Origin of the sequence: Jeotgalibacillus sp. JSM ZJ347 (assembly GCF_044383825.1) — a bacterium.
Classification (GTDB): domain Bacteria; phylum Bacillota; class Bacilli; order Bacillales; family Jeotgalibacillaceae; genus Jeotgalibacillus.
Genome location: NZ_JBISEN010000001.1, coordinates 575,598 through 597,549, shown reverse-complemented (window position 1 = coordinate 597,549; position 21,952 = coordinate 575,598). Strand labels below are relative to the sequence as shown.

The 21,952-nt window shown below is 41.3% G+C and carries 22 protein-coding genes and 2 other annotated features; of the genes, 2 read left to right on the top strand and 20 right to left on the bottom strand.

The features are described from left to right. Window positions 1–74 precede the first annotated feature (74 nt). Genes ACH6CZ_RS03080 through ACH6CZ_RS03070 form a run of 3 tightly spaced genes read right to left on the bottom strand, consistent with a single transcriptional unit; the run spans window position 75 to window position 1,803 of the window. Window positions 75–467: a Rok-like winged helix domain-containing protein gene (locus ACH6CZ_RS03080; protein WP_374095952.1), complete on the bottom strand. Its 393-nt coding sequence runs from the start codon at window positions 465–467 to the stop codon at window positions 75–77. Window positions 468–480: 13 nt separating this feature from the next. Next, on the bottom strand, window positions 481–684 hold the full coding sequence (locus ACH6CZ_RS03075; RefSeq protein WP_374095951.1) for a DUF6501 family protein: 204 nt from the start codon (window positions 682–684) through the stop codon (window positions 481–483). 57 nt (window positions 685–741) lie between these two features. Next, a complete protein-coding gene (locus tag ACH6CZ_RS03070) occupies window positions 742–1,803 on the bottom strand; it encodes a C45 family autoproteolytic acyltransferase/hydrolase (RefSeq protein WP_374095950.1) in 1,062 nt (353 codons plus the stop codon). Between the two features lie 186 nt (window positions 1,804–1,989). On the opposite strand from ACH6CZ_RS03070, the gene ACH6CZ_RS03065 reads away from it, so the two are divergent. Next, window positions 1,990–2,124, top strand: a complete 135-nt coding sequence (locus tag ACH6CZ_RS03065) for a sporulation histidine kinase inhibitor Sda (protein WP_152614714.1) — start codon at window positions 1,990–1,992, stop codon at window positions 2,122–2,124. Window positions 2,125–2,213: 89 nt separating this feature from the next. On the opposite strand, the gene odhB is transcribed toward ACH6CZ_RS03065, so the two are convergent. The 12 genes from odhB to dapF all read right to left on the bottom strand — a co-directional run bounded on the left by odhB (window position 2,214) and on the right by dapF (window position 16,554). Next, window positions 2,214–3,476, bottom strand: coding sequence for a 2-oxoglutarate dehydrogenase complex dihydrolipoyllysine-residue succinyltransferase (gene odhB, locus ACH6CZ_RS03060; protein ID WP_374095949.1), 1,263 nt, complete (start codon window positions 3,474–3,476; stop codon window positions 2,214–2,216). Window positions 3,477–3,496: 20 nt separating this feature from the next. After that, entirely contained in the window at window positions 3,497–6,310 is a 2,814-nt protein-coding gene (locus tag ACH6CZ_RS03055; RefSeq protein WP_374095948.1) for a 2-oxoglutarate dehydrogenase E1 component, read from the bottom strand. Between the two features lie 204 nt (window positions 6,311–6,514). Next, the gene (locus tag ACH6CZ_RS03050) at window positions 6,515–7,909 is read right to left on the bottom strand and encodes an ATP-binding protein (RefSeq protein ID WP_374095947.1); all 1,395 of its coding nucleotides are present in this window, start codon (window positions 7,907–7,909) and stop codon (window positions 6,515–6,517) included. Beyond that, window positions 7,906–8,577 carry a response regulator transcription factor gene (locus tag ACH6CZ_RS03045; protein ID WP_374095946.1) on the bottom strand — a complete coding sequence of 224 codons (672 nt, stop codon included), beginning with the start codon at window positions 8,575–8,577 and terminating at the stop codon, window positions 7,906–7,908. Before ACH6CZ_RS03045 ends, ACH6CZ_RS03050 begins: the two co-directional genes overlap by 4 nt. An 80-nt stretch (window positions 8,578–8,657) precedes the next feature. Further along, a complete protein-coding gene (gene trpA / locus ACH6CZ_RS03040) occupies window positions 8,658–9,434 on the bottom strand; it encodes a tryptophan synthase subunit alpha (protein ID WP_374095945.1) in 777 nt (258 codons plus the stop codon). After that, window positions 9,434–10,633, bottom strand: a complete 1,200-nt coding sequence (gene trpB / locus ACH6CZ_RS03035; RefSeq protein WP_374095944.1) for a tryptophan synthase subunit beta — start codon at window positions 10,631–10,633, stop codon at window positions 9,434–9,436. The genes trpA and trpB overlap by 1 nt, the downstream gene beginning before the upstream one ends. Before the next feature lies 1 nt (window position 10,634). Continuing rightward, entirely contained in the window at window positions 10,635–11,234 is a 600-nt protein-coding gene (locus ACH6CZ_RS03030; RefSeq protein WP_374095943.1) for a phosphoribosylanthranilate isomerase, read from the bottom strand. After that, window positions 11,224–12,000 carry an indole-3-glycerol phosphate synthase TrpC gene (gene trpC, locus ACH6CZ_RS03025; protein WP_374095942.1) on the bottom strand — a complete coding sequence of 259 codons (777 nt, stop codon included), beginning with the start codon at window positions 11,998–12,000 and terminating at the stop codon, window positions 11,224–11,226. Before trpC ends, ACH6CZ_RS03030 begins: the two co-directional genes overlap by 11 nt. Further along, window positions 12,001–13,020 (bottom strand): anthranilate phosphoribosyltransferase, encoded by a 1,020-nt coding sequence (gene trpD, locus ACH6CZ_RS03020; RefSeq protein ID WP_374095941.1) that lies wholly within the window; start codon window positions 13,018–13,020, stop codon window positions 12,001–12,003. It abuts the gene before it with no gap. Next, the gene (locus tag ACH6CZ_RS03015; protein ID WP_374095940.1) at window positions 13,021–13,599 is read right to left on the bottom strand and encodes an anthranilate synthase component II; all 579 of its coding nucleotides are present in this window, start codon (window positions 13,597–13,599) and stop codon (window positions 13,021–13,023) included. It abuts the gene before it with no gap. Next, on the bottom strand, window positions 13,596–14,990 hold the full coding sequence (gene trpE, locus ACH6CZ_RS03010) for an anthranilate synthase component I (protein WP_374095939.1): 1,395 nt from the start codon (window positions 14,988–14,990) through the stop codon (window positions 13,596–13,598). The genes ACH6CZ_RS03015 and trpE overlap by 4 nt, the downstream gene beginning before the upstream one ends. 49 nt (window positions 14,991–15,039) lie before the next feature. Further along, window positions 15,040–15,225: a binding site (T-box leader), on the bottom strand. A 25-nt stretch (window positions 15,226–15,250) separates the two neighbouring features. Then, window positions 15,251–15,481 (bottom strand) — a binding site (T-box leader). An 80-nt stretch (window positions 15,482–15,561) separates the two neighbouring features. Beyond that, window positions 15,562–16,554 (bottom strand): diaminopimelate epimerase, encoded by a 993-nt coding sequence (gene dapF / locus ACH6CZ_RS03005; RefSeq protein WP_374095938.1) that lies wholly within the window; start codon window positions 16,552–16,554, stop codon window positions 15,562–15,564. Window positions 16,555–16,647: 93 nt separating this feature from the next. Here dapF and ACH6CZ_RS03000 point away from each other — a divergent pair, with 93 nt between their 5' ends. Then, window positions 16,648–16,923 (top strand): hypothetical protein, encoded by a 276-nt coding sequence (locus ACH6CZ_RS03000; protein ID WP_374095937.1) that lies wholly within the window; start codon window positions 16,648–16,650, stop codon window positions 16,921–16,923. 44 nt (window positions 16,924–16,967) lie between these two features. On the opposite strand, the gene ACH6CZ_RS02995 is transcribed toward ACH6CZ_RS03000, so the two are convergent. The 5 genes from ACH6CZ_RS02995 to ribD all read right to left on the bottom strand — a co-directional run bounded on the left by ACH6CZ_RS02995 (window position 16,968) and on the right by ribD (window position 21,879). Beyond that, window positions 16,968–18,257, bottom strand: a complete 1,290-nt coding sequence (locus ACH6CZ_RS02995) for an NCS2 family permease (protein ID WP_374095936.1) — start codon at window positions 18,255–18,257, stop codon at window positions 16,968–16,970. Window positions 18,258–18,444: 187 nt separating this feature from the next. Then, a complete protein-coding gene (gene ribH / locus ACH6CZ_RS02990; protein ID WP_039809230.1) occupies window positions 18,445–18,915 on the bottom strand; it encodes a 6,7-dimethyl-8-ribityllumazine synthase in 471 nt (156 codons plus the stop codon). 12 nt (window positions 18,916–18,927) lie between these two features. Continuing rightward, window positions 18,928–20,121: a bifunctional 3,4-dihydroxy-2-butanone-4-phosphate synthase/GTP cyclohydrolase II gene (locus ACH6CZ_RS02985; protein WP_374095935.1), complete on the bottom strand. Its 1,194-nt coding sequence runs from the start codon at window positions 20,119–20,121 to the stop codon at window positions 18,928–18,930. A gap of 21 nt (window positions 20,122–20,142) precedes the next feature. Then, complete coding sequence (ribE, locus tag ACH6CZ_RS02980; protein ID WP_374095934.1) at window positions 20,143–20,778, bottom strand: riboflavin synthase; 636 nt, start codon at window positions 20,776–20,778, stop codon at window positions 20,143–20,145. Beyond that, window positions 20,779–21,879: a bifunctional diaminohydroxyphosphoribosylaminopyrimidine deaminase/5-amino-6-(5-phosphoribosylamino)uracil reductase RibD gene (gene ribD, locus ACH6CZ_RS02975; protein ID WP_374095933.1), complete on the bottom strand. Its 1,101-nt coding sequence runs from the start codon at window positions 21,877–21,879 to the stop codon at window positions 20,779–20,781. Between the last annotated feature and the right edge of the window lie 73 nt (window positions 21,880–21,952).

Genomic DNA, 21,952 nt, shown 5'->3' with positions numbered 1-21,952 from the left:
ATTAGCTCAGGTTCAAAAAGAGTTTGAAGAGATTAAAGCTTTACTGAAGGAACAAAAAGAGTAAGGGGATCCCCTTACTCTTTTTCGTATATATACAACCCTCTATCAAGCTTTCTGACACCTGAAAATTTACGCTGGATTGTATTCATAAATGTCGTGATGTTTGCTACTTTATAGCCTGTTTCCTCTTCAACAAAAGCCTGAATATCCGTACCTTTTACAGGCTCCAGTTTCTTTTGAAGAATTTTTAGCGCGGCAGTATGCATTTTTTTGGATTTACCGACATTAATCGGCTTTGAAGATTTTATTGAAGCGTTTTGGCTTGGCGCTTCAGATACTGATTGATCCAGCTCTCTCAGCCTCTGCATAATTTTTTCGCGTTCAATTCTGAACTCCTGCATAATTCTAATTTCTGAATCTGCCAGTTGTTCAAGACGGATTTTTAACGCAGCTCTCTCATCGAACATGTGTCAGTTCTCCTTAAACCTCTTCAAAGTAGTCTTTATAAAACCCGCCTACTTTGCCAGTATTATCAATGATAAAAATAAACTCTTCAGTTTCATTTTTAACATCATAAGTCTTGCCAACTGTTAATACGTTTTTTACAACATATTTAGCAGCATTGTCATGTACACACTTAACCTGTTTGATGGTTTCCCGGTTTTCCCAATCTAGATGAAGCATAGATCAAACCCCTTTCTATCTTATCTACAGTTAGTATATCGCTAAAATGACGGATTGTTAAGAGATACTGTTAACGTGACTGAATCGTTCTTTTGTATCAACTTCTCCGAATATTTTAGTCACCGGATACCTTTCACCTGCAAGCCATTCTTTAAAGTTAATCTCCAGTGGTACGGCATTTTCTCCTGCACCAAAATATACTTTCATATTTACAGGGTCATACACTGCTGTATGAATGGTGCCCGACCAGCTCCCGTAATTCTTTTTAAAGATACCAAATGAAGGGTCATTGAAACGGTAAAATGCTTCCAGCGGACCACCTGCTGACGCTGACTGCTCAAAAATATGCTGAAGGCGCTCTTTGGATTCTGTCAGCTGATAACGGTTTTCTCTCAGTTTTTCCGGTGTTTCAAAGTGGTTTGTACACGCAAAATCATTGGCATCTTCTCTGACTGACACTCCAAGCGCTGAAGCTTCCACAACTGCACGGTTGCCGGCGACATCATAAAGCGTATAGTTAAATGCATGGCGGTGTGGAATCTCTTTTAACATTTCAACCGCTTCAGCAGTTGTTGCACATCGATCCAGTAAAAACCTCGCAATCACGGAGCAGGTAAATCCTTCACCGGGATTTTTTCTGTTAACAAAATGAAAGCCGACGCACAGTCCCTTTTCATTCATGCCATCAATCCGGCCGATCATTCTCCCTGCAACCCCAATTGATGCATAACCATTTACCGGCTGCCAGATCATCAGCCTGCCTTCATAGGTTTTAGGATGATAATCATAATTTCTGGCAAAATAGCCGTTTTTCATTAGAACTGAACAACCTGATTTGATCCAGTCCTGCTGCCAGCCGGAATATTCGTGAACCACTTCTTCAAAGCCCCAATTTAAATTCTCACTTAAACCATGGAGCTCGTCCCATAAACCTGGCGCAAAACATTTTATATGAGATTCAGCTTTTTTTACATCCATACGGTAGGCTTTCTTTGATTTTTCTCTTCTTTTTAAATGGGTATCATAAAGCGGTGAATCACGAAATAAAGCACCTGCCTGTTGACCAAGCTGATAATAGGAGCCTTTCCCTTTAATAACATCAATGTGAAATCGTTGCATCTGACCATATCCTTTTAGTCTCATTATGAAACACTACAGTTTGTCTTTCCAGTTTGAATACACAAATATAACAATTAGATAACATCTCCCGGAAGGTGTTGAAGATCAAAAATGGTCATCGTATAATGACGTTAATGGAAAGTTTAGAATATTCCATTAACATAATCACAAAGGAGGTTCTATCCATTGAAAATCTTAAGTAATGAACAGTTATTATCTGCTTACAGGGATGCTGAGAAACATGGAGAACACGATACACAAGTGATTTTAAAAAAAGAAATTCAAAAGAGAGGCATACATGCCGGACGACATCGAAAATAATGATAAAGAACACGCAGCAGAGGCTGCGTGTTCTTTTTGGATATATAATGAAAATACGCCTGTGCGAAATGCAACAGGCGTATTTTTCATTATCCTTCGAGTAAAAGGTCTTCAGGGTTTTCCAGAAGTTCTTTGACCATCTTCAGGAATCCAACTGCTTCTTTACCGTCAATGATACGGTGGTCGTAAGACATCGCGATATACATCATCGGACGGTTTTCGCTTCTTTCAGCATCAATGGCTACAGGACGAAGCTGGATTGTGTGCATACCCAAAATTCCAACCTGTGGCCCGTTCAGGATCGGTGTTGATAAAAGTGAACCAAATACACCACCATTTGTGATTGTAAATGATCCGCCCTGAAGGTCGCTCAGCTGAAGCTTCTTGTTTTTTGCTTTTTCAGCAAGATTCACAATTTCCTGTTCGATTTCAGCAAAGTTTTTACGATCACAGTCTCTCACGATCGGAACCACAAGTCCGTCATCAGTTGATACTGCTACACCTACGTCATAGTAATGCTTCAGGATTACTTCGTCACCATCAATTTCAGCATTTACATATGGATACTTCTTAAGTGCTGCTACAACTGCTTTTGTAAAGAATGACATGAAGCCAAGTCGAACGTCATGTGTTTCGTGGAACTTATCTTTCTTACGCTTTCTAAGGTCCATCACATGCGTCATATCAATTTCATTGAATGTTGTCAGCATTGCTGCAGTCTGTTGTACTTCAACCAGGCGGTTAGCGATCGTCTGACGGCGGCGTGACATTTTTTCTCGTGTTACCGGCTTGCCATCATCTTTTTTCGCTGCAGGCTTTTCCTGCTTCTGAGGCGCAGATTCCTGCTTCTTCTCCTGCTTGCCAGATCCGTGTGCTTCTACATCCTGCTTTCTCACGCGACCCATTGGATCCTGTGTAGCAATCTCAGACAGATCAATTCCTTTTTCTCTAGCAAGCTTACGTGCTGCAGGTGAAGCAATCGTCCGCTCTTTTTTCTCTGAAGCTTCCTGCTTTTCAGGCTGCTCATCAGATGTTTTTTCAGATTTCTCTTCTTTTTCTTCAGCCTGAGGTGCTTCCTCTTCAGACTCTTCTTCAGAAGAACTGCTTCCGCCGCCTTCACCAGCTTCCACAATTGCGATTACCTGTCCAACTTCTACAGTATCGCCTTCATCAGCTTTCAATTCTTTAATTACGCCAGCTTCTTCTGAGATGACTTCAACGTTAACTTTATCTGTTTCAAGTTCAACAATATATTCGCCTTTTTCTACTTCATCACCTGGCTGCTTTAACCATTGTGCAATGGTACCTTCTGTAATTGATTCTGCTAATTCCGGAACTTTAATTTCTGCCACTGTGTCTTCCTCCTCTATTCTTACCCTTTAACTACTGATTTTTCTAAAATGCGCTGCTGTTCTTTTTTGTGTACTGTTGGATCGCCTTCAGCAGGACTGCTTCGGCGTCGTCTGCCAATATAAGATACTTCAGATCCTTCTGGTGAAAGCTCTTTTAAGCGAGGCTCTACAAACGTCCAGGCACCCATATTTTTTGGCTCTTCCTGTACCCAGATGATTTCTTTTAAGTTCTTATAACGGCTGAAGACTTCTTTTAGCTGTTCCATTGGGAATGGATAGAGTTCTTCAACACGAACCAGATGTAGCCAGTCATTATTTTCTTCTTTTTCAGCTCTTTCAATCAGGTCAATACCAACTTTACCTGATGACAGAACAACTCTTTCAACAGCATCTTCATTTTTACCGAGTGAAGGATGCTCAATGATCGGAGAGAATCCGCCTTCTGTCAGTTCATCCACACTGCGTGATACAACAGGATGTCTTAATAGACTCTTAGGTGTCATGATGACGAGCGGACGAACCTCTTCTTTTTTCAGGATTGCAGCCTGTCTTCTTAAAATATGGAAATACTGTGCAGAGCTTGTCAGGTTCGCAACTGTCCAGTTATTTTCAGCTGCAAGCGTTAGAAACCTTTCCATTCTTCCGGACGAGTGTTCAGGTCCCTGACCTTCGTAACCGTGTGGAAGTAGCATGACAAGCCCTGACTTCTGCCCCCACTTCGCACGGCTTGATGATACAAACTGATCAAACATCACCTGTGCCATATTAGCGAAGTCTCCATACTGAGCTTCCCATAATACAAGCGTTTCCTTAGAGAATACGTTATAACCATATTCAAAACCAACAACCGCTGCTTCAGTTAGTGGACTGTTATATACGCAGAATGAGGCGTTGGCATCTGAAATATGATGAAGTGGTGTATGTTCTTCACCTGTTTTCTCATCATGCAGCACGAGATGTCTGTGTGCAAAAGTACCACGCTGTGAATCCTGCCCAGTTAAACGGATTGGCGTACCGTCCTGGATAATACTGCCGAAAGCCAGCGTCTCTGCGTGCGCCCAGTCAACCTTGCCATCCTTTTCAAAAGGATCGTTTCTTCTCTGAAGAATTTTTTCAAGCTTTTTAAAAACATTAAACCCTTCAGGGAAATTAAGTAAATCATCATTTAATTTTTTCAGTCTGTCGTATTCAACGGCAGTAGAAATATCATAAAGTAAAGATTGTACATCTTCTGGTGGATTCATATCTGTATCTGGATCTTTTTCAGATTTTGGTACAGTGTCATACGCTTTTTGAAGCTTTGAAGTGTTTTCTTCAATGAGTTTTTCAGCCTCTTCTTCTGAAAGCGTTTTATTTGAAACCAGTCGATCCTGGTACAACTTACGGACGTTATCGTGCTTTTTAATATACTGGTATAAATCAGGGTTTGTGACCATTGGTTCATCCATTTCATTATGGCCAAAACGTCTGTAACCGATCAGATCAATTACAAAGTCTTTTCCGAATTCTGCTCTGTATTCGCTCGCCATGATAGCGGCTGCCATACATGCTTCCGGATCATCTGCATTTACATGAAGGATTGGTACTTCAAACCCTTTAGCAGTATCTGAAGCATACTTTGTAGAGCGGGAATCAAAAGATTCTGTTGTGAACCCGATCATATTGTTTGCAATGATATGAATCGATCCACCTGTATGATAGCCTCTCAGCTGGCTCATATTCAGTGTTTCAGCGACTACACCCTGACCCGGGAATGCTGCATCACCGTGGATCATAATTGCCAGTGATGCCTCTTTTTCAAGTTCAGGAATGCCTGCACTTGTTCTCGTTTCCTGTGCAGCTCTCGTATAACCGGCTACAATCGGACTGACAACTTCAAGGTGACTTGGGTTGTTAGCCAGTGTGACACGCGTTTTAGCTTTATCTTTACTGACGTTTCGATCAGCTCCCAGATGATATTTCACATCTCCGGTCCATCCATATGTAATACCTGTTGAACCTTCAGAAGGAATTAAATCTTTACTAGGCGCATGCTGGAACTCAGCAAAAATCATTTCATATGGCTTTTCAAGCACGTGTGCCAATACATTCAGACGTCCTCTGTGCGCCATGCCGATATTAATCGATGAGGCACCTTTTTCCACTGTTGACTGAATAATCTCATCTAACAGCGGAACCATTGTGTCAAGACCTTCAATTGAGAAGCGTTTCTGACCGACAAATGTTTTATGCACAAAATTTTCAAAACCTTCAACCTGTATAAGTCTCTTTAACACATTCTTTTTCTTTTCATCTTCAATCTTGGCATCTAGTGAACCGGATTCAATGTAATTTTTCAGCCATTTCTTTTCTTTTCTGTCATGGACATGTGAATATTCAAATGCAATCGTCTGCGTATACATTTTTCTCAAATATTCAATGGCTTCATATCCATTTGTTACTTCATCAGTTGAGTTTTCAATCAGAACATCCACTGGAATTTTCTCTAAATCTTCTTTTGTCAGATTATAGGTTTCCAGTTCAATTCGTTCAGAATCTTTGTTCTTGTCATGAAGCGGATTGATATCAGCTGCAAGGTGCCCGTATGAACGGATTCCTTCAGCCAGCTGAACTGCAGCAATCACTTTGCTGTAGTCAGTCCCTTCAATCGCTACTTCTGTCTGCTTTGACTTCTCTTTGTACGGAGAGCCATTTTCTTTGAAAAATTGCTGTAATTCTTCATCAACCAGAGATGGATCTTCCTGATATAGATCATACATCTCCATCATATAGCCCAGATTAGGACCCGAAAAAGTTAATGATGATGGATCCTGCTGCTCCGACTGTTTTCTCATTTTGAAAACCTCCAACGTATTGGACAAACCACCTTAATTGTCGTAAGGGATTTGCTATGTAAATATAGTAATAATAAAGAGCTAAAACGCTTACAGAGCAATTTTATCACTGTAAAGGAATGAGATAAAGCGTTTCGATCGATTTTTTCAAAATTTTATATGATTAAAACTGAATAGAAATTCAGTATCGATACGCCTTCATCTCTAATTTAACACAGTTATTTGGATAATAATGGTTGTATGCCCGGGCTCACTTTCAATCTCGATCTTTGATTCATACAAGTCAAGCAGTCTTTTGGCAATAGATAGACCAAGTCCATTTCCACCGAGATCACGGCTTCTGGATTTTTCAACTCTATAAAACCGATCAAAAATATACGGCAGATTTTCTTCAGGTATCCCTTCACCAAAATCTTCAATTCTAATCTCGTATATTGAATCTCGGCTGTGTCCTGTAATGATCACTCGTTGATCCTCCAGAGAATATTTTATTGCATTTTCAATAAAAATAATGAGAACCTGCTCAAGATGTTCAGCATCCATTTGAACCAGTCCATCATCAGCATTCACCTCTAATGACCGATTATGATGGATAGATTGAATTTTCCTGACTGTTTCCACGATTATTTTTGAACAGTCAGCAGGCTGAAAGTCTCCCGGGCGCATTTCGCGGTCTGCTCTCGAAAGCATAAGCAGGTCGGAAACTAATTTTTTCATCCGATTGATTTCCTGCATGGATATATCCAGTGATTCTTCTAATACTTCAGGATCTTTTTTTCCCCACCTTTGAATCAGATTCAGGTGACCTTCAATGATTTGCAGCGGCGTTCTCATTTCATGGGAAGCATCTTCAGTAAACTGCTTTTGCTTAGTGAAATTTCTCTCAAGTTCAGCCATCATCTCATTGAAAATATCAATTAAACCACCCACTTCATCCTGGTACTCAGGTTCCGGCAGCTGATGCTGAAAACCTTCCTGCTGCGTCTTTTTCATTGTCTGCCCGAGCTGAATCACCGGCTTAATAAATGTACCGGATAAGAAATAAGCGGCAAATGAGCTGAATAATAGTGCTGCGAGTAATAGCAGCAGTGACAGAAAGATCATATAATTCAGCTGGGCAGTATAGGCATTAAGAGGGTGAATAATCTCTATAAACCCGTTAAATCCATTTGAATTAACGGGTGTTCTGCCTACAAGAACTGAAGTACCGTTAATCCGTGTTCTCTCAATGTCAGTTTCTTCAACACTTTTAAAGGGGACAGAAAAACTTTCCCCTGAGCGCTGAATCTGATAAATCTCATAACCGTCTTCATTATAAAAATGAATGATCTGTCCTCTTTCATAAATCTGTTCTGCCAGTTCTCTGCCTTCGTTAATATCATTGATCGTCACGAGAGGATTTCGGTTTTCATAAAAATCTTCGAGATCTGATAACACGTCAGACAGTGTATTTCTCTCCTCCTGCATCATCCACTGGCTCATTGCAATAATCAGAATCATACTGAAAGCGGTAAAAGCAAGAAAAATCGTAGCAGAAGCTGACAGCATCCACTTCCACCTGATTGACAATGCATGCCATTTATTTTTTAATGTATTCATGATCTGATCACATACCCCGTTCCGCGCACTGTTTCGATATAGGCTGATGGATTTTGCGGATCAATTTTATTTCGTAAATGTCTGATATATACGTCGACAACATTTGTCTCAGCCTCTGAATCATAGCCCCAGACTTTTTCAATGATACGGTCACGGGTCAGAACAATATCTTTGTTTTCAAGCAGCATTTTAAGTAAATCAAATTCCTTTTTTGTCAGTTGAATTTCAGTTTCATTTTTTTCAACTCTATAAGATTTGGTTTTTAAAGTCAGGTCTTTATGAGTGAGCGTATCCTGTGAATCCTTACCTGTTCTTCTCAACAGTGCACGCATCCTGGCAAGGAGTTCTTCAATCGCAAATGGCTTGACGATATAATCATCTGCACCACTGTCGAGACCTGACACGCGGTCCATCACGCCATCTTTTGCTGTAATCATAATAATTGGTAACTCTTTAGTCTGACGAATTCTTCTGCAGATCTCCATTCCGCTGAGTGATGGAAGCATTAAGTCAAGTAAAATGAGGTCAAAAGGTTCACTCAGTGCACGGTTCAATCCATCTCTTCCATCATATTCAGCTACAACTTCATACCCTTCATATTTCAACTCAAGTTCAATAAATCTCGCAAGATTTTTTTCGTCTTCTATAACTAATATTCGACTACCCATCAGTCAGCCACCTTTAGCAAATTGATCTATTCCATTCTATAACAAAAACCGGCTTCCTCACAGGAAACCGGCTGTTTTCATCATTTTACTGCAGCATGAATCAGATTTTTAATATCTGACTGCTGATTTTTAAACTGCAGATCGACGATTTTACTGCCGACAATGACACCATCACCATAAGATGATACTTCCTTCACCTGTTCAGGTGTTGAAATTCCAAACCCCGCAAGAACCGGCACTGAGCTGTAACTCTTCAGTCTGCTGATAAAGCTTTCAAGCTTCTCGCTGATATTTGCACGCTCTCCTGTAATGCCAGTAACTGAAACGGCATATAAAAAACCTTCAGATACTTCTGCAAGCGTTTTAATTCGCTCTTCAGGACTCGTTAATGTGACAAGCTGGATTAAAGCCAGATCCGTTTTAGATATAAACGGCTGAACTAATGCGTTCTGTTCATAAGGCAGATCAGGAATAATTAATCCGGATACGCCTGCATCTTCAATTTCATAAAAAACCTTTGATAGTCCGTATTTATAAAGTGGATTAATATAAGTCATCAGCACGATCGGAACTGTCAGTTGATCTTTAATGGATGTTAAAGCATCCAGAATTTTCGACAATGAGGCGCCGCTTTTCAGTGCGCGCTTTCCTGCTTCCTGAATCACTGGACCATCAGCAGCCGGGTCAGAGAATGGAATGCCAAGCTCAATGACAGTTGCTCCACTTTCCTGAAGGAAAAATAGCTGCTGCTTTAATTCATCTATTGAAGGATCTCCAGCCATGATATAAGGAACAAATGCTTTCGCTCCTTCTTGATTTACACGTTCTATCGCCTGTTTAATTGCTAGTTTCCCCATTATTTCTCATCCTCCAGCGCCGCTTTAACCGTATTAACATCTTTATCTCCACGTCCTGACAGACAAATAACAATAATGTCTTCAGGGTTTCCCTTTTCTGCCCGTTTTACTGCTTCTGCAACCGCATGAGCACTTTCTAGTGCCGGAATAATTCCTTCCGTTTTCGACAGGAGCTGTAGCGCATCCAGCGCTTCTTTATCAGTAATGGACTGATAATCTACTCTTTTAATTTCATGTAGGTAACTGTGTTCCGGTCCAACTCCTGGGTAATCAAGCCCTGCAGAAATAGAGTGCGCTTCCTGAATTTGTCCATCTTCATTTTGGAGAAGGTACATAAGGGATCCGTGTAGAATACCGACTTCTCCGGCAGTCAGTGTGGCAGCGTGTTTATTTGTATTGATACCTGACCCTGCTGCTTCCACACCTGTAAGCTTAACTGCTGATTCATCGATAAAAGGATAAAACATGCCAATCGCGTTACTGCCTCCACCGATACATGCAATAATTTCATCCGGCAGACGTCCTTCTTTTTCAAGCATCTGTTTTTTTGTTTCTTTTCCAATGACACTTTGGAAATCACGTACCATTTCAGGGAATGGATGAGGTCCGAGTACTGACCCGATAATATAATGAGTATCCTCTACATTTGCGACCCAGTATCTCATCGCTTCATTGACTGCATCTTTCAGCGTGCCGCTCCCTTGGGATACAGATTCAACCCTTGCGCCAAGAAGCTCCATTCTGAAAACATTCAGTTCCTGTCTTCTGATATCCTCTTCTCCCATGAAAATCACGCAGTCTAAATTGAGTAATGCACAGACAGTTGCAGTAGCTACACCATGCTGACCTGCTCCGGTTTCTGCAACAATTTTACGCTTACCCATCTTGACAGCAAGCAGCGCCTGACCGATCGTATTATTAATTTTGTGTGCGCCTGTATGATTCAAATCTTCTCTTTTAAGATATATCTTGGATCCGCCGATTTTTTTCGTTAAGTTTCCAGCGTAATATAGCGGGGTTTCACGTCCGACATAGTCGCTGAGATAATGATTTAATTCCTTTTGAAATTCAGGATCTTCTTTCGTTTCTTTATATGCTTTTTCAAGGTCAATGACTGACTGCATCAGCGTCTCAGGGACAAAACGTCCGCCGAATTGTCCGAACTGACCGTTTAAATCAGGTTGAGTATAAGTTGTCATGCTAACAGCTCCCTTTTGCTTGTCTTATAAAAGCAGTGATTTTTTTATCATCTTTTTGACCGTTTGTTTCTACACCTGATGATACATCGACACCTAGTGGAGCGGTTTCTCTAATTGCTTCACTGACATTTTCAGGTGTTAACCCGCCCGCCAGTATGACTTCTTGTGGGCTGTTTTTGATCATTGACCAGTCAAATGTATGACCGCTTCCACCCCGGTAGTCTGCACCTGGTGCGTCTGCAAGGATATGCGCTACCTGATACTGCTTCATATTTTCAATATCTGTCTGTTCTGAGATACTGAACGCTTTAATGACCGGCTTTGGCATCTTGCTGCAGAATTCTGGTGATTCGTCTCCGTGAAGCTGAATGAAATCCAGTTTTGCAACTGCAACTGCTTCATTCACTTCATCTATTGAAGGGTTGACAAAAACGCCAACTTTCTTCACATAATCCGGAATGTGGCTGCTGATGTTTGCAGCATGGCTGTACGAAATTCTTCTTTTACTGTCTGCAAATACAAAACCGATATAATCAGCACCACTCTCTACAGCAGTTGTCACATCTTCTTTTTTCATTAATCCACAGATTTTAACGAGCATATGAATCACTCGTTAATGGGACCTGCAGTGACCTTAACAATTGTCCTGTATCTGCAGCTTTCATTAATGATTCACCTACAAGCACAGCAGATGCCCCCGTTCTTGCTGCAGCCTCAGCGTCTGACGCCTGGAAAATGCCGCTTTCACTTATGAACGGTAAACCTTTTGCAGTAATAATCTTTCCTAGTTCCTCACTGACTTTAAGATCTACTTCAAATGTCTTCAGGTTGCGGTTATTAACGCCAATGATGTCTGCCTCCGCCTTAAGAGCACGTTGCAGTTCTTCTTCATTATGAACTTCTGTCAAAACAGAAAGGCCCAGTTTTTTTGCATGCTGATTCAGTTCTGTGAGCTGTTCATCTGATAATGCCGCGACAATTAATAGAATAATAGATGCTCCGGCATTAGCTGCTCTGTCAATCTGCTTTTTATGAATCATAAAGTCTTTACATAGAACAGGAATGTTAACCGCCTTTGCCACTGCCTTCAGATCTTTAAAGGATCCTTGGAAAAATGATTCATCCGTCAGCACAGAAATCGCTGATGCACCGTTTTGTTCATAAAGCTTTGCCTGCTTAACAGGATCCATATCAGGGTTTATTAAACCTTTTGAAGGAGATGCTCTTTTAATTTCAGCAATGACACTCATGTGCTTATTTCTTTGAATGTTAAATGGGAGCGGCTTGATCTGGTCTGTCGAATATGCCTTATCGTAGGATGCCAGTTCCTCTTTTTTCTTTTCAATGATTTTATCAAGAATTGTCAATTAGACCACCGCTTTCTTTTTACTGAAATCGATCAGCTGATTAAGCTTTGCTAAAGCTGACTTGGAATCTATGCTATTTTCGGCTTTTTCAACGCCTGCTTTAATAGATGAAACCTGTCCGGCAGCAAATAATGCAATACCTGCGTTCAGTACAACTGTCTGACGGTATACTGATTCTTCTCCTGAAAGAACAGATAGAAGAATTTTAGCGTTTTGTTTAGAATCTCCACCTTTGATCTTTTCGTTTGGAACAACTTTCAGACCAATTTCTTCAGGATGGAGCGTGAATTCTTTAATCTCATCGCCATTAAGAAGCGCAAGGTAGTTGGTTCCGGCTAATGATGCTTCATCCATATGTCCTGCGCCATTTAGCACGACGCCTCTTTGTCTGCCTGACTTTTTCATCGCAAGCGCCATCGTATGAATCATATCGCGACGGTAAATACCAATCAGCTGCGATGAAAGGTTTACCGGGTTTGTTAACGGTCCGATCAGATTAAAAATCGTTGGCACCCCAAGTTCTTTTCTCGCTTTCATAACATTTTTAATGCCGCTGTGAACGTGAGGGGCGAATAAAAATGTGATTTGATGCTTTTCAAGCATTTCTTTCATTTCATTTTTATTAAAGTCCAGTCTTACACCAAGGTGCTCAAGGACATCTGCGCTGCCGGTTTTACTTGAAATGCTTCTATTGCCGTGCTTAGCAACGGGTACCCCTGCACCTGCTATCACAAATGCTGCGCACGTACTGATATTAAAGCTCTGGGATCCGTCTCCGCCTGTTCCGCAATTATCAATAATGTTTTCTGCAGTCGTCTCATACGTGCCGGCAATTTCTTTTACTGCTACGACAAGACCGCTGATCTCATCCGATGTCTCTCCTTTTTCTTTCAATGCGAGAAGGAAACGCTGAATGTCCTTCTGCGGCGTTTCCGGGTTAAACATCTGTCTTCCTGCATCTGTCATTTCACTTTCTGTCAAGTGAATTCTCTGCTCAGCTAGCTCAATATACTTTCTCATCTATACTCTCTCCTTTGCTCTGATAAACTCAGTACACTGCTTTAGTATTTCCTTTCCTTCATCAGTGCCGATCGATTCAGGGTGGAATTGCAGTCCAAGAACCGGGTGTGTCTTATGAAGTACAGCCATAATCTCTGAATCATCTGTTGAATAAGCAATTGGCTCCAGACAATCCGGAAGACTATTCTGATCAATAACCAGTGAATGATACCTCATTACATTCTTGGGGCCTTCACCGAAAATATCCGGTCTGCTCTGCTTTATCACTGACTCTTTAGCATGCATAATATTCTTTGCTCTGATGACTTCAGCACCATATGCAGCACCAATGGCCTGGTGACCGAGACAGATCCCGATGATTGGAATAGTCGGTCCAAATTGCCGAATCGTTTCAATACACATTCCGGCTTCATCAGGGTGACCGGGACCAGGGGATAATACAATTAAATCCGGCGCTGAATTTCTCAACTCGTCTATTGTAAAAGCATCATTTCTGATGACTTTCACTTCATCTTGTTCACTTAAATATTGATAGAGGTTGTAGGTAAACGAATCATAGTTATCAATTAACAGAATCATCGTCCCACCTCCAGTAAAGATTTCGCTTTATTTAAAGTTTCCTCATACTCGCTTTCAGGAACAGAATCATATACAATTCCAGCCCCTGCCTGTACGTGTGCGACCTGATCTTTTATCACCATTGTTCTAATTGCAAGCGCAAAATCAAGTGCGCCATTGAATCCTGCATAACCAACAGCCCCTGCATACACGCCCCGTTTCACCGGTTCAAAATGATTAATCAGCTGCATCGCGCGAATCTTTGGCGCGCCTGATACTGTCCCGGCAGGCAGCGCTGCAATCAGTGCATCGAGACCGTCAATGTCAGGTTCCAATATGCCTTTAACTTCCGAGACAATGTGCATCACATGCTGGTATCTTTCAATCACCATAAACTTAGATAACGAAATTGAGCCTGTCTCGCATACTCTGCCCAGATCATTTCTGCCAAGGTCTACAAGCATCTTATGTTCAGCACATTCCTTCTCGTCATTTAACAGCTCTTTGGCAAGTTGCTGATCCTGAATTTCTGTCTTTCCTCGTTTTCTCGTTCCTGCAATCGGATTTGTTGTGACCTGTCTGCCATTGACTTTAATCAGGCTTTCAGGAGAAGCACCGAGTACAATGTAATCTTCGAAATCTATATAGAACATATATGGTGATGGGTTATCTTTTCTTAAGTTTCTGTAAAAGGAAAATGGCGATCCGTTAAATGGTGCGCTCAGCCTTTGAGAAAGCACGACCTGAAAAATATCACCTGAACGGATATACTCTTTTGCTTCTTCCACATGTTTTTCGTACATTTCTTTTTCCATATTGGACGTATAACGCAATACTTCAGTTTTCTCAGGCTGTGGATGAACACCGCTGAAGTCAAACATCTGATTGACCAGCTGATCAATTTTCGATTCCAGATCTGCTGAAGACGTTTGCTCCTGCGGGTCGAATGTAAAAACGGTGACCTCGTGCCTTTTATGATCGTAGCTGATGATTGTACTGTAAAACATCAAGTGCGTATCCGGCATTTTCAGTTCATCATCCGGAGTCAGACCGATCTTTTCATATGAAGCAGCTTCATCATATCCGATATAACCAATAGCCCCTCCAGCCACCGGACTTTCATCTGTTTCCACCTGGTAATAGTCAAGGGCTTTCTTTAAAAATGAAATCGGCTTTAAAGTTTCCGTATTCAATTCACTAAGGGTTGATGAGACAACGGCTTCCCCGTCAATCCCTTTTAGCTCTGCAAAAGGGTCAGCAGCAATAAATGAGTATCTTCCTGATTCTTCATGCTTTAATGAGCTTTCCAGCAGACATTTTTTCCTGCCTTTTATACTTTGAAAAATTGAAATGGGTGTCAGCGAATCCCCGACCACCTTTTTAACAACATATCTCTTCTCGTCTTTTCTCAACTCTCTCACCTCTTTAAAAATTAAAAAACTCCGCACAGGAATATCCTGTACGGAGGACGGTTTTTTACCGCGGTGCCACCTCTATTGGAGCAGTTGCTCCCTCTCAACATGCTGTAACGGGCATTAACCGGATTCACTCACAGGTCCATTCTGTCAGCGCTACAGTCCTGCTTCCACCAGCCGCAGGCTCTCTTAACTGTGCTCTCTGCATACTCTTCCTGATCATCGTTTTTGGATATAAAAAAGCTTCCTGTCCTGTAAAAAAGGACGGGAAGCCCGTGGTACCACCTTCATTGATTTCATTAAGAAACCCACTCGTTGCGGGACAAAATGTCTCCGCCGTCTTTTATCAGTGACGAACCGCCTGTTCCTACTTTATTATTCAGACAGGTGCTCCAGAGTCCATTCACACTTATACTTTACTGGTTTACAGCAACCACCAGCTCTCTAAAAAAGTAATAGGTGCTACTACTCTCCTTCATTGCGTTAAATTAATATTGTATATGATCATAAAACGGATTGATCAGAAAGTCAACACTTCAGGCTTAATTATTACATTATTCTGATACAATCAGTTTTGTCGAAGTTTCAGATCGGGAAGCATTTTACTCAAATATTCTTTAGAAGCTTCTGCCATCTTTTCGTATGCCTGCTCTTCACCTGTTTCATTTACCTTCTGGATATCGGCTCCGCCGTCTTTTTTAAGCGTTAACGCCAGTTGATGAGTAAATGTCGCATTTCCGATCAAATCTATATGATCATACTGACCGTCCTTACCATGGACGACACATTTTACTCTTCCGCCGTCATTAAAAATATTAATCGGTTCACCCGTTTGCCATTTACCTGCTAATACCTGTACCAGACTCGAAGATGACATTGCAGTTCCACAGGCATTTGTAAACCCTACTCCACGTTCAAAGGTTCTTACAAAAAACTCTCCTTCAGCCAGCTCTACAACATAACTGACATTTACTCCATCAGGGAACCATTCATTTTCTGTGTTGAATGAGGCTGCAAGTTTTTCCTGACTATCTGAATTAATTAAATCAACCGTTACATTCGTTATGATATGGGGGTTTGGTACAGCCAATGCAGTATACAAACAATTACTTTCCCATTCAGGCACGGGATGTAATATGAGCTGTTTTTTATCTGCGAGTTCAAGTGGTAACGATTTTAAATCAAACAGGACAGGGGAGATTTCAACGGAATAAGTTGGAATATCACCATACAATTCATCAACTTTCTCAACGTGCAATACGGCTTTCATCGTTTCCACCTCAAACGACTCAACCTGGTCCCGCTCAGCAATATATCTTGCTGCGCATCTTAAGCCGTTCCCACACATTGAAGCTTCTGATCCATCAGAGTTAAAGACTCTCATTTTAGCCTGAGCAGAATCACTCTTTGTTATAAATAAAATGCCGTCTGTGTTCGTTTCCCCGCACAATTTTTTTGTCCAGGCTGTTCTTGCTTCATCAGAAGGCTTGAATTGAATATCATTTTCATCAATTATGATAAAATTATTTTTAGATCCATGTGACTGAATTGCTGATAACATCCGGTACAGCTCCTTAAAATAAACTTTGTTTTTAAATACAATGCCACAAATAATGAAAACGTGCAATTATGCAACTTTCATAGGAGGGATTTCTTGAATCAGGAAGATGTAAAATTTCGCTTTGAAGTAGTCGAAGTGTCAGAAATAGAAAACGGCTATCAAATCAGTGTGAATGTTCAAATAAGATGGCTTAAAGAAAAAGTCTATGAAGGACAGGTAAATGTGGTTATGAATCCTATCGGCATTTTTCCTTCACCTGCAGATCTTGCAAAAGCATCGCCGTATAAAGGCGTCCGTGGAAAACTTGGTGCAGAACTGAAACGTTACATTAAAATACAAAAGAAATTCATACCAGAGCTTGCTAATTAAAAACAGGGATCCGCAAATGGATCCCTGTTTTCACTCTTATATGATTAAATTCCCGGTAGAAAATGAAGAATAAAATACACCAGGAAAAGAATTGAGATAATTAATAAAGGGGCTTTGACTTCCTTCCATCTTCCTGTCACAAATTTTAATAATGGATAAAGGATGAAGCCGATTGCGATTCCATCAGCAATACTGTAAGTGAATGGAATCATGACAATTAACATAATCGATGGGATGGATTCCGTGAAATCCTCCATATTCATATGTCTCATCTGCTGAATCATCAATATTCCGATAATCATTAAAATAGGTGCAATTGCATGGTCAGGTATATACCCCATAAACGGGATGAACGCTGCAGATGCGATAAATAATACACCGACTGTCAGTGAAGTTAAGCCTGTGCGCCCGCCGGCTGCCATTGATGCAGTCGATTCTACTGTTGATACAGTCGGACTTGAACCTAAAATCCCTGAGCTGAATGCTGATAGTGCATTCGCTTTTAATGCGCCTGAATACTTTTCAGGTCTTTTAATAAATGCTGTGTGGCCATGTACAAGACCAATATTCTCAAACACCAAAACCATTGTCATAGAGAATACAGCAATCCAGAAAGGAACCTGCAGCCAGCTGTCAAATGAAAGCTGGAACCAGACAACAGAACTTGCAGTCAGTGCTGAACTCCCCGCCGTTTCAGGGGTAATATTCATTATAAATGCAAGAGCGGTTCCAAACAAAATCGTCCAGAGAAAATGACCGGGAACATTTTTAATAAAAAGTACAAGTGCAACTAATAATGTGATGATTGTTGCAAGTGCCTGCGGTTCATTAAAATGTCCAATTGCCAGAATTGAATTTTCACCCTGAATGACTAATGATCCTTTTTCAAGTCCGATCAAAAGTAAAAAGAACCCCAGTCCAACTGTAATTGCATCCTTCAAAGATTGAGGGATCGCTTCACTCAACACACCTGATAATTTTGTGAATGCGACAATGACAAATAATAGTCCTGAGAATGTCACGATCGTTAACGCTTCCTGCCACGTGAATCCCATAGACTGAACCAGCGTATAGGTAAACATTGCGTTGATTCCCATACCCGGAACTAAAATAATCGGTGCCTTACCAATGAATGCCATCAGGATACACCCTAATGCACTTACTGCAATTGTTGCGATTACAGCACCTTCAAATGGCATGCCGGATTCAGATAATATCAGTGCATTTACAGCAACGATATACACGATCGTAAAAAATCCGATTACACCTGCGGTCACTTCTTTTTTTACTGAAGTGCCATGTTGTTCTAACTCAAAAAATCCTCCTGATTTCATTATATAGCCTGCCTTTGCAAGCGCCCTCTCCCTACCCGCTCAAACCGTCACACGGCGAGCCACAAGAGTATATTATACGATGTATTCAGGCAGATGTCATCCTTTAGATTTAAATAATAGCCCGGGACAACCAGGTCCCGGGCTTTAACATTCAGCTGATTGATTCTTTTACTCAGTTAACTTTCAATTAAACATCCATACGCTTGAACAGGCTAGCCATTTCAATTGCAGCAGTAGCAGCTTCCCAGCCTTTGTTTCCGGCTTTCGTTCCTGCACGCTCAATTGCCTGCTCAATTGTATCGGTTGTCAGAACACCGAAAATGACGGGCATTCCTTCATCAAGTGCAACTTTAGCTACACCTTTTGATACTTCATTACTTACATATTCAAAGTGTGGAGTCGCACCACGAATGACGGTGCCTAGCGTAATGACTGCATCATATTTTCCGGATTTTGCAAGCCGTTGTGTAACGACTGGAATTTCAAACACGCCCGGTACCCATGCAACAGATACATCAGCCTCTTCCACGCCGTGTCTTTTAAGCGCATCCTCTGCACCACTTAATAGTTTGCCTGTGATAAATTCATTAAATCTGCTTACTACAATCGCTACCTTTAACCCTGATCCCGATAAATGACCTTCATATACTTTTTTCATGATTAATTCCTCCTAAAGATTCAGCATGTGTCCAAGCTTGGATTTTTTTGTTTCAAGATATTTTGCATTCTGTTCTTTTGTCGGCATCTGAATGGCTACACGGTCTGTTACTTCAAGACCATAGCCTCTAACACCTGCAATCTTTCTTGGGTTATTGGTTAACAGTCTCATTTTTGTTACACCAAGATCCTTTAAGATCTGCGCACCGATTCCATAGTCTCTCAGGTCAGCTGCAAATCCAAGTTTGTGGTTTGCCTCAACTGTGTCCAGCCCTTCTTCCTGAAGTTTATATGCCTTCAGCTTATTTACAAGACCAATGCCCCGGCCTTCCTGACGCATATAAAGAAGTATCCCGTTACCTTCACGCTCAATTTGTGACAGCGCTGCATATAGCTGAGGACCGCAGTCACAGCGGTTTGAACCGAATACATCACCAGTCAGACATTCAGAATGAACTCTGACAAGGACTGGTTCACCCGCTTTAATATCGCCTTTTACTAATGCTACATGCTCCTGACCGGTCAGAATTTCAGTATAAGCAACTGCCTGAAATTCACCAAATTCAGTGGGCATAAATGTTTCAACTTCTCTTTTTACTAACTGTTCTTTGTTTCTTCTGAATGCGATTAAATCTTCAATGGTAATCAGCTTTAGATCAAACTTTTTAGCGATTTCCTGTAACTCAGGAACTCTTGCCATTGTACCGTCTTCATTAATAATTTCACATATCACCCCAGAGGGCTTTGAGCCGCTTAATACAGCGAGATCAACAGCTGCTTCAGTATGCCCCGCTCTCTTCAGGACGCCGCCCTTTTTTGCAACAAGTGGAAAGATATGACCAGGACGCTTGAAGTCAACTGCTTTTGCCTCATCATCAATTAAAGCCCTTACTGTTAAAGCTCTTTCCGGGGCACTGATGCCGGTTGTAGTGTCTTTATGATCCACACTGACTGTAAAAGCAGTACCGTGTGAGTCTGTGTTTGTATCAGTCATCGGTTTCAGCTGCAGCTCTTCAGCTCGCTCTTCTGTAATTGGTGTACAGACCAGTCCGCGGCCTTCAGTAATCATAAAGTTGATCATCTCAGGAGTTGCTTTTTCAGATAATCCGATAAAGTCGCCTTCGTTTTCACGATCCTCATCATCAACAACGATCACCGGCTTACCGTTTCTGAGATCTTCTAATGCCTCTTCAATTTTATTAAACATTTCATCATGCCTCCCGTGTCATTACATAAAACCATTTTCTCTTAAATATGATTCATCGATTCCATTCGATTGCGGCTGCATTAAATTCTGAACGTATTTTGCAATCATATCGCATTCAATATTCACTTTACTGCCAGGAGACTTCGAAGCGATAATTGTGTCATCCGCTGTCTGTGGGATCAGAGAGATCATAAATGCATCTTTTTTAACATCAAATACTGTTAATGATGTCCCATCTACTGCAACAGATCCTTTCATCATAAAGTATTTAATCAGTTCATCGGGTACCTGAATATAAATATAAATTGCGTTTTCTTCCTTTTTCATGGATTGGATGACTCCTGTACCGTCTACGTGTCCACTGACAAAGTGCCCGCCAAATCGTCCCCCGGCAGCCATCGCGCGTTCAAGGTTAACCTTCGATCCTTTCTTTAATTCGTGTAATGTTGTAGATTTCATCGTTTCCGGCATGACATCCACTGAAAACTGATGAGATGCCAGGTCAGTAACGGTCAGACATACGCCGTTAATCGAAATGCTGTCTCCGATCTTAGCGTCATCAAGAATTTTATGGGATTCAATCGTCAGGATCATTGAATTCCTGCCTCTTTGAAGGTTGTGAACTGTCCCAACCTCTTCAATTAAACCAGTAAACATTTATTCATCTCCCTTTGGACTTGCGATGATCTTAAGGTCAGATCCAATCATGTCTGTCCGTTCGATTCTCACGTTGATGGCTTCATCCATTTGCTCAATCCCCAACCCTCCGATGACTCCTTTCGCACGCTGACCGGTAATCATCTTCGGTGCAATATACGTGATAAAGCGGTTAACCGCTTTTGAATGTATGAATGAGGCGTGAATTTCACTTCCTCCTTCAACATATACCGAATGAATATTCTGCTCGAACAGATAAGTCAGAACCGGCTGAATTTGAATGGTGCCTTCATCCATCCTATGGATAGTTACATCTTTAAGATGATTCAATTCACGTTCCAGATGGCTGTCTGCATTGTTGCCGCATATGATGTGAACTGGTGATTTTTCGTCATGCAGCAGCTTAGAATGAAGAGGAATTGAAAGGTGCGTATCAAGCACTATCCTAGTCGGGGAGACGCCACCTGAAGGAAGCCTGACAGTTAATGAAGGGTTATCATATTTAACTGTATTCACCCCGACCAGAATGGCATCATGCAGGTGTCTGTCACGATGAACATCTTCTCTTGCTTCCGGACCAGTCACCCATTTGCTGTGACCGGAATTTGTAGCTGTTTTTCCATCAAGAGACATAGCTGTTTTTAGTGTGACAAATGGCTTTTTATGCTTCATGGCATAAAAAAAGTATTCATTCAGAGAATCAGTTTCCGGTTGACAGACCCCGGTAATCACTTCTATACCGGCATCTCTTAACCTTTTAATGCCTCTCCCCGAAACTTTAGGGTTCGGATCCGTACTACCGATCACAACTGTTTTTATTTCCTTTTCAATGATCAGGTCGGCACAAGGTGGTGTTTTACCATAATGGGAACATGGCTCAAGCGTTACATAGATCGTAGCACCTTTTGCATTGTCTCCAGCCATCTGAAGGGCATGAACTTCCGCATGCGCTTCACCAGCCTTCAGGTGAGCACCCATTCCAACGATTTTTCCATCTTTTACCACAACACTACCTACAGCAGGATTAGGAGTAGTCTGACCCTGTGCAGCCACAGCAAGACTAATTGCAGTTTTCATCCATTTTTTATACAAAAATATCATCTCCCTGTAACGCCCATACGTAACTTGAGGGATAAATACAAAAAACTCCCGCTTTATACGGGAGTTTGTTCAT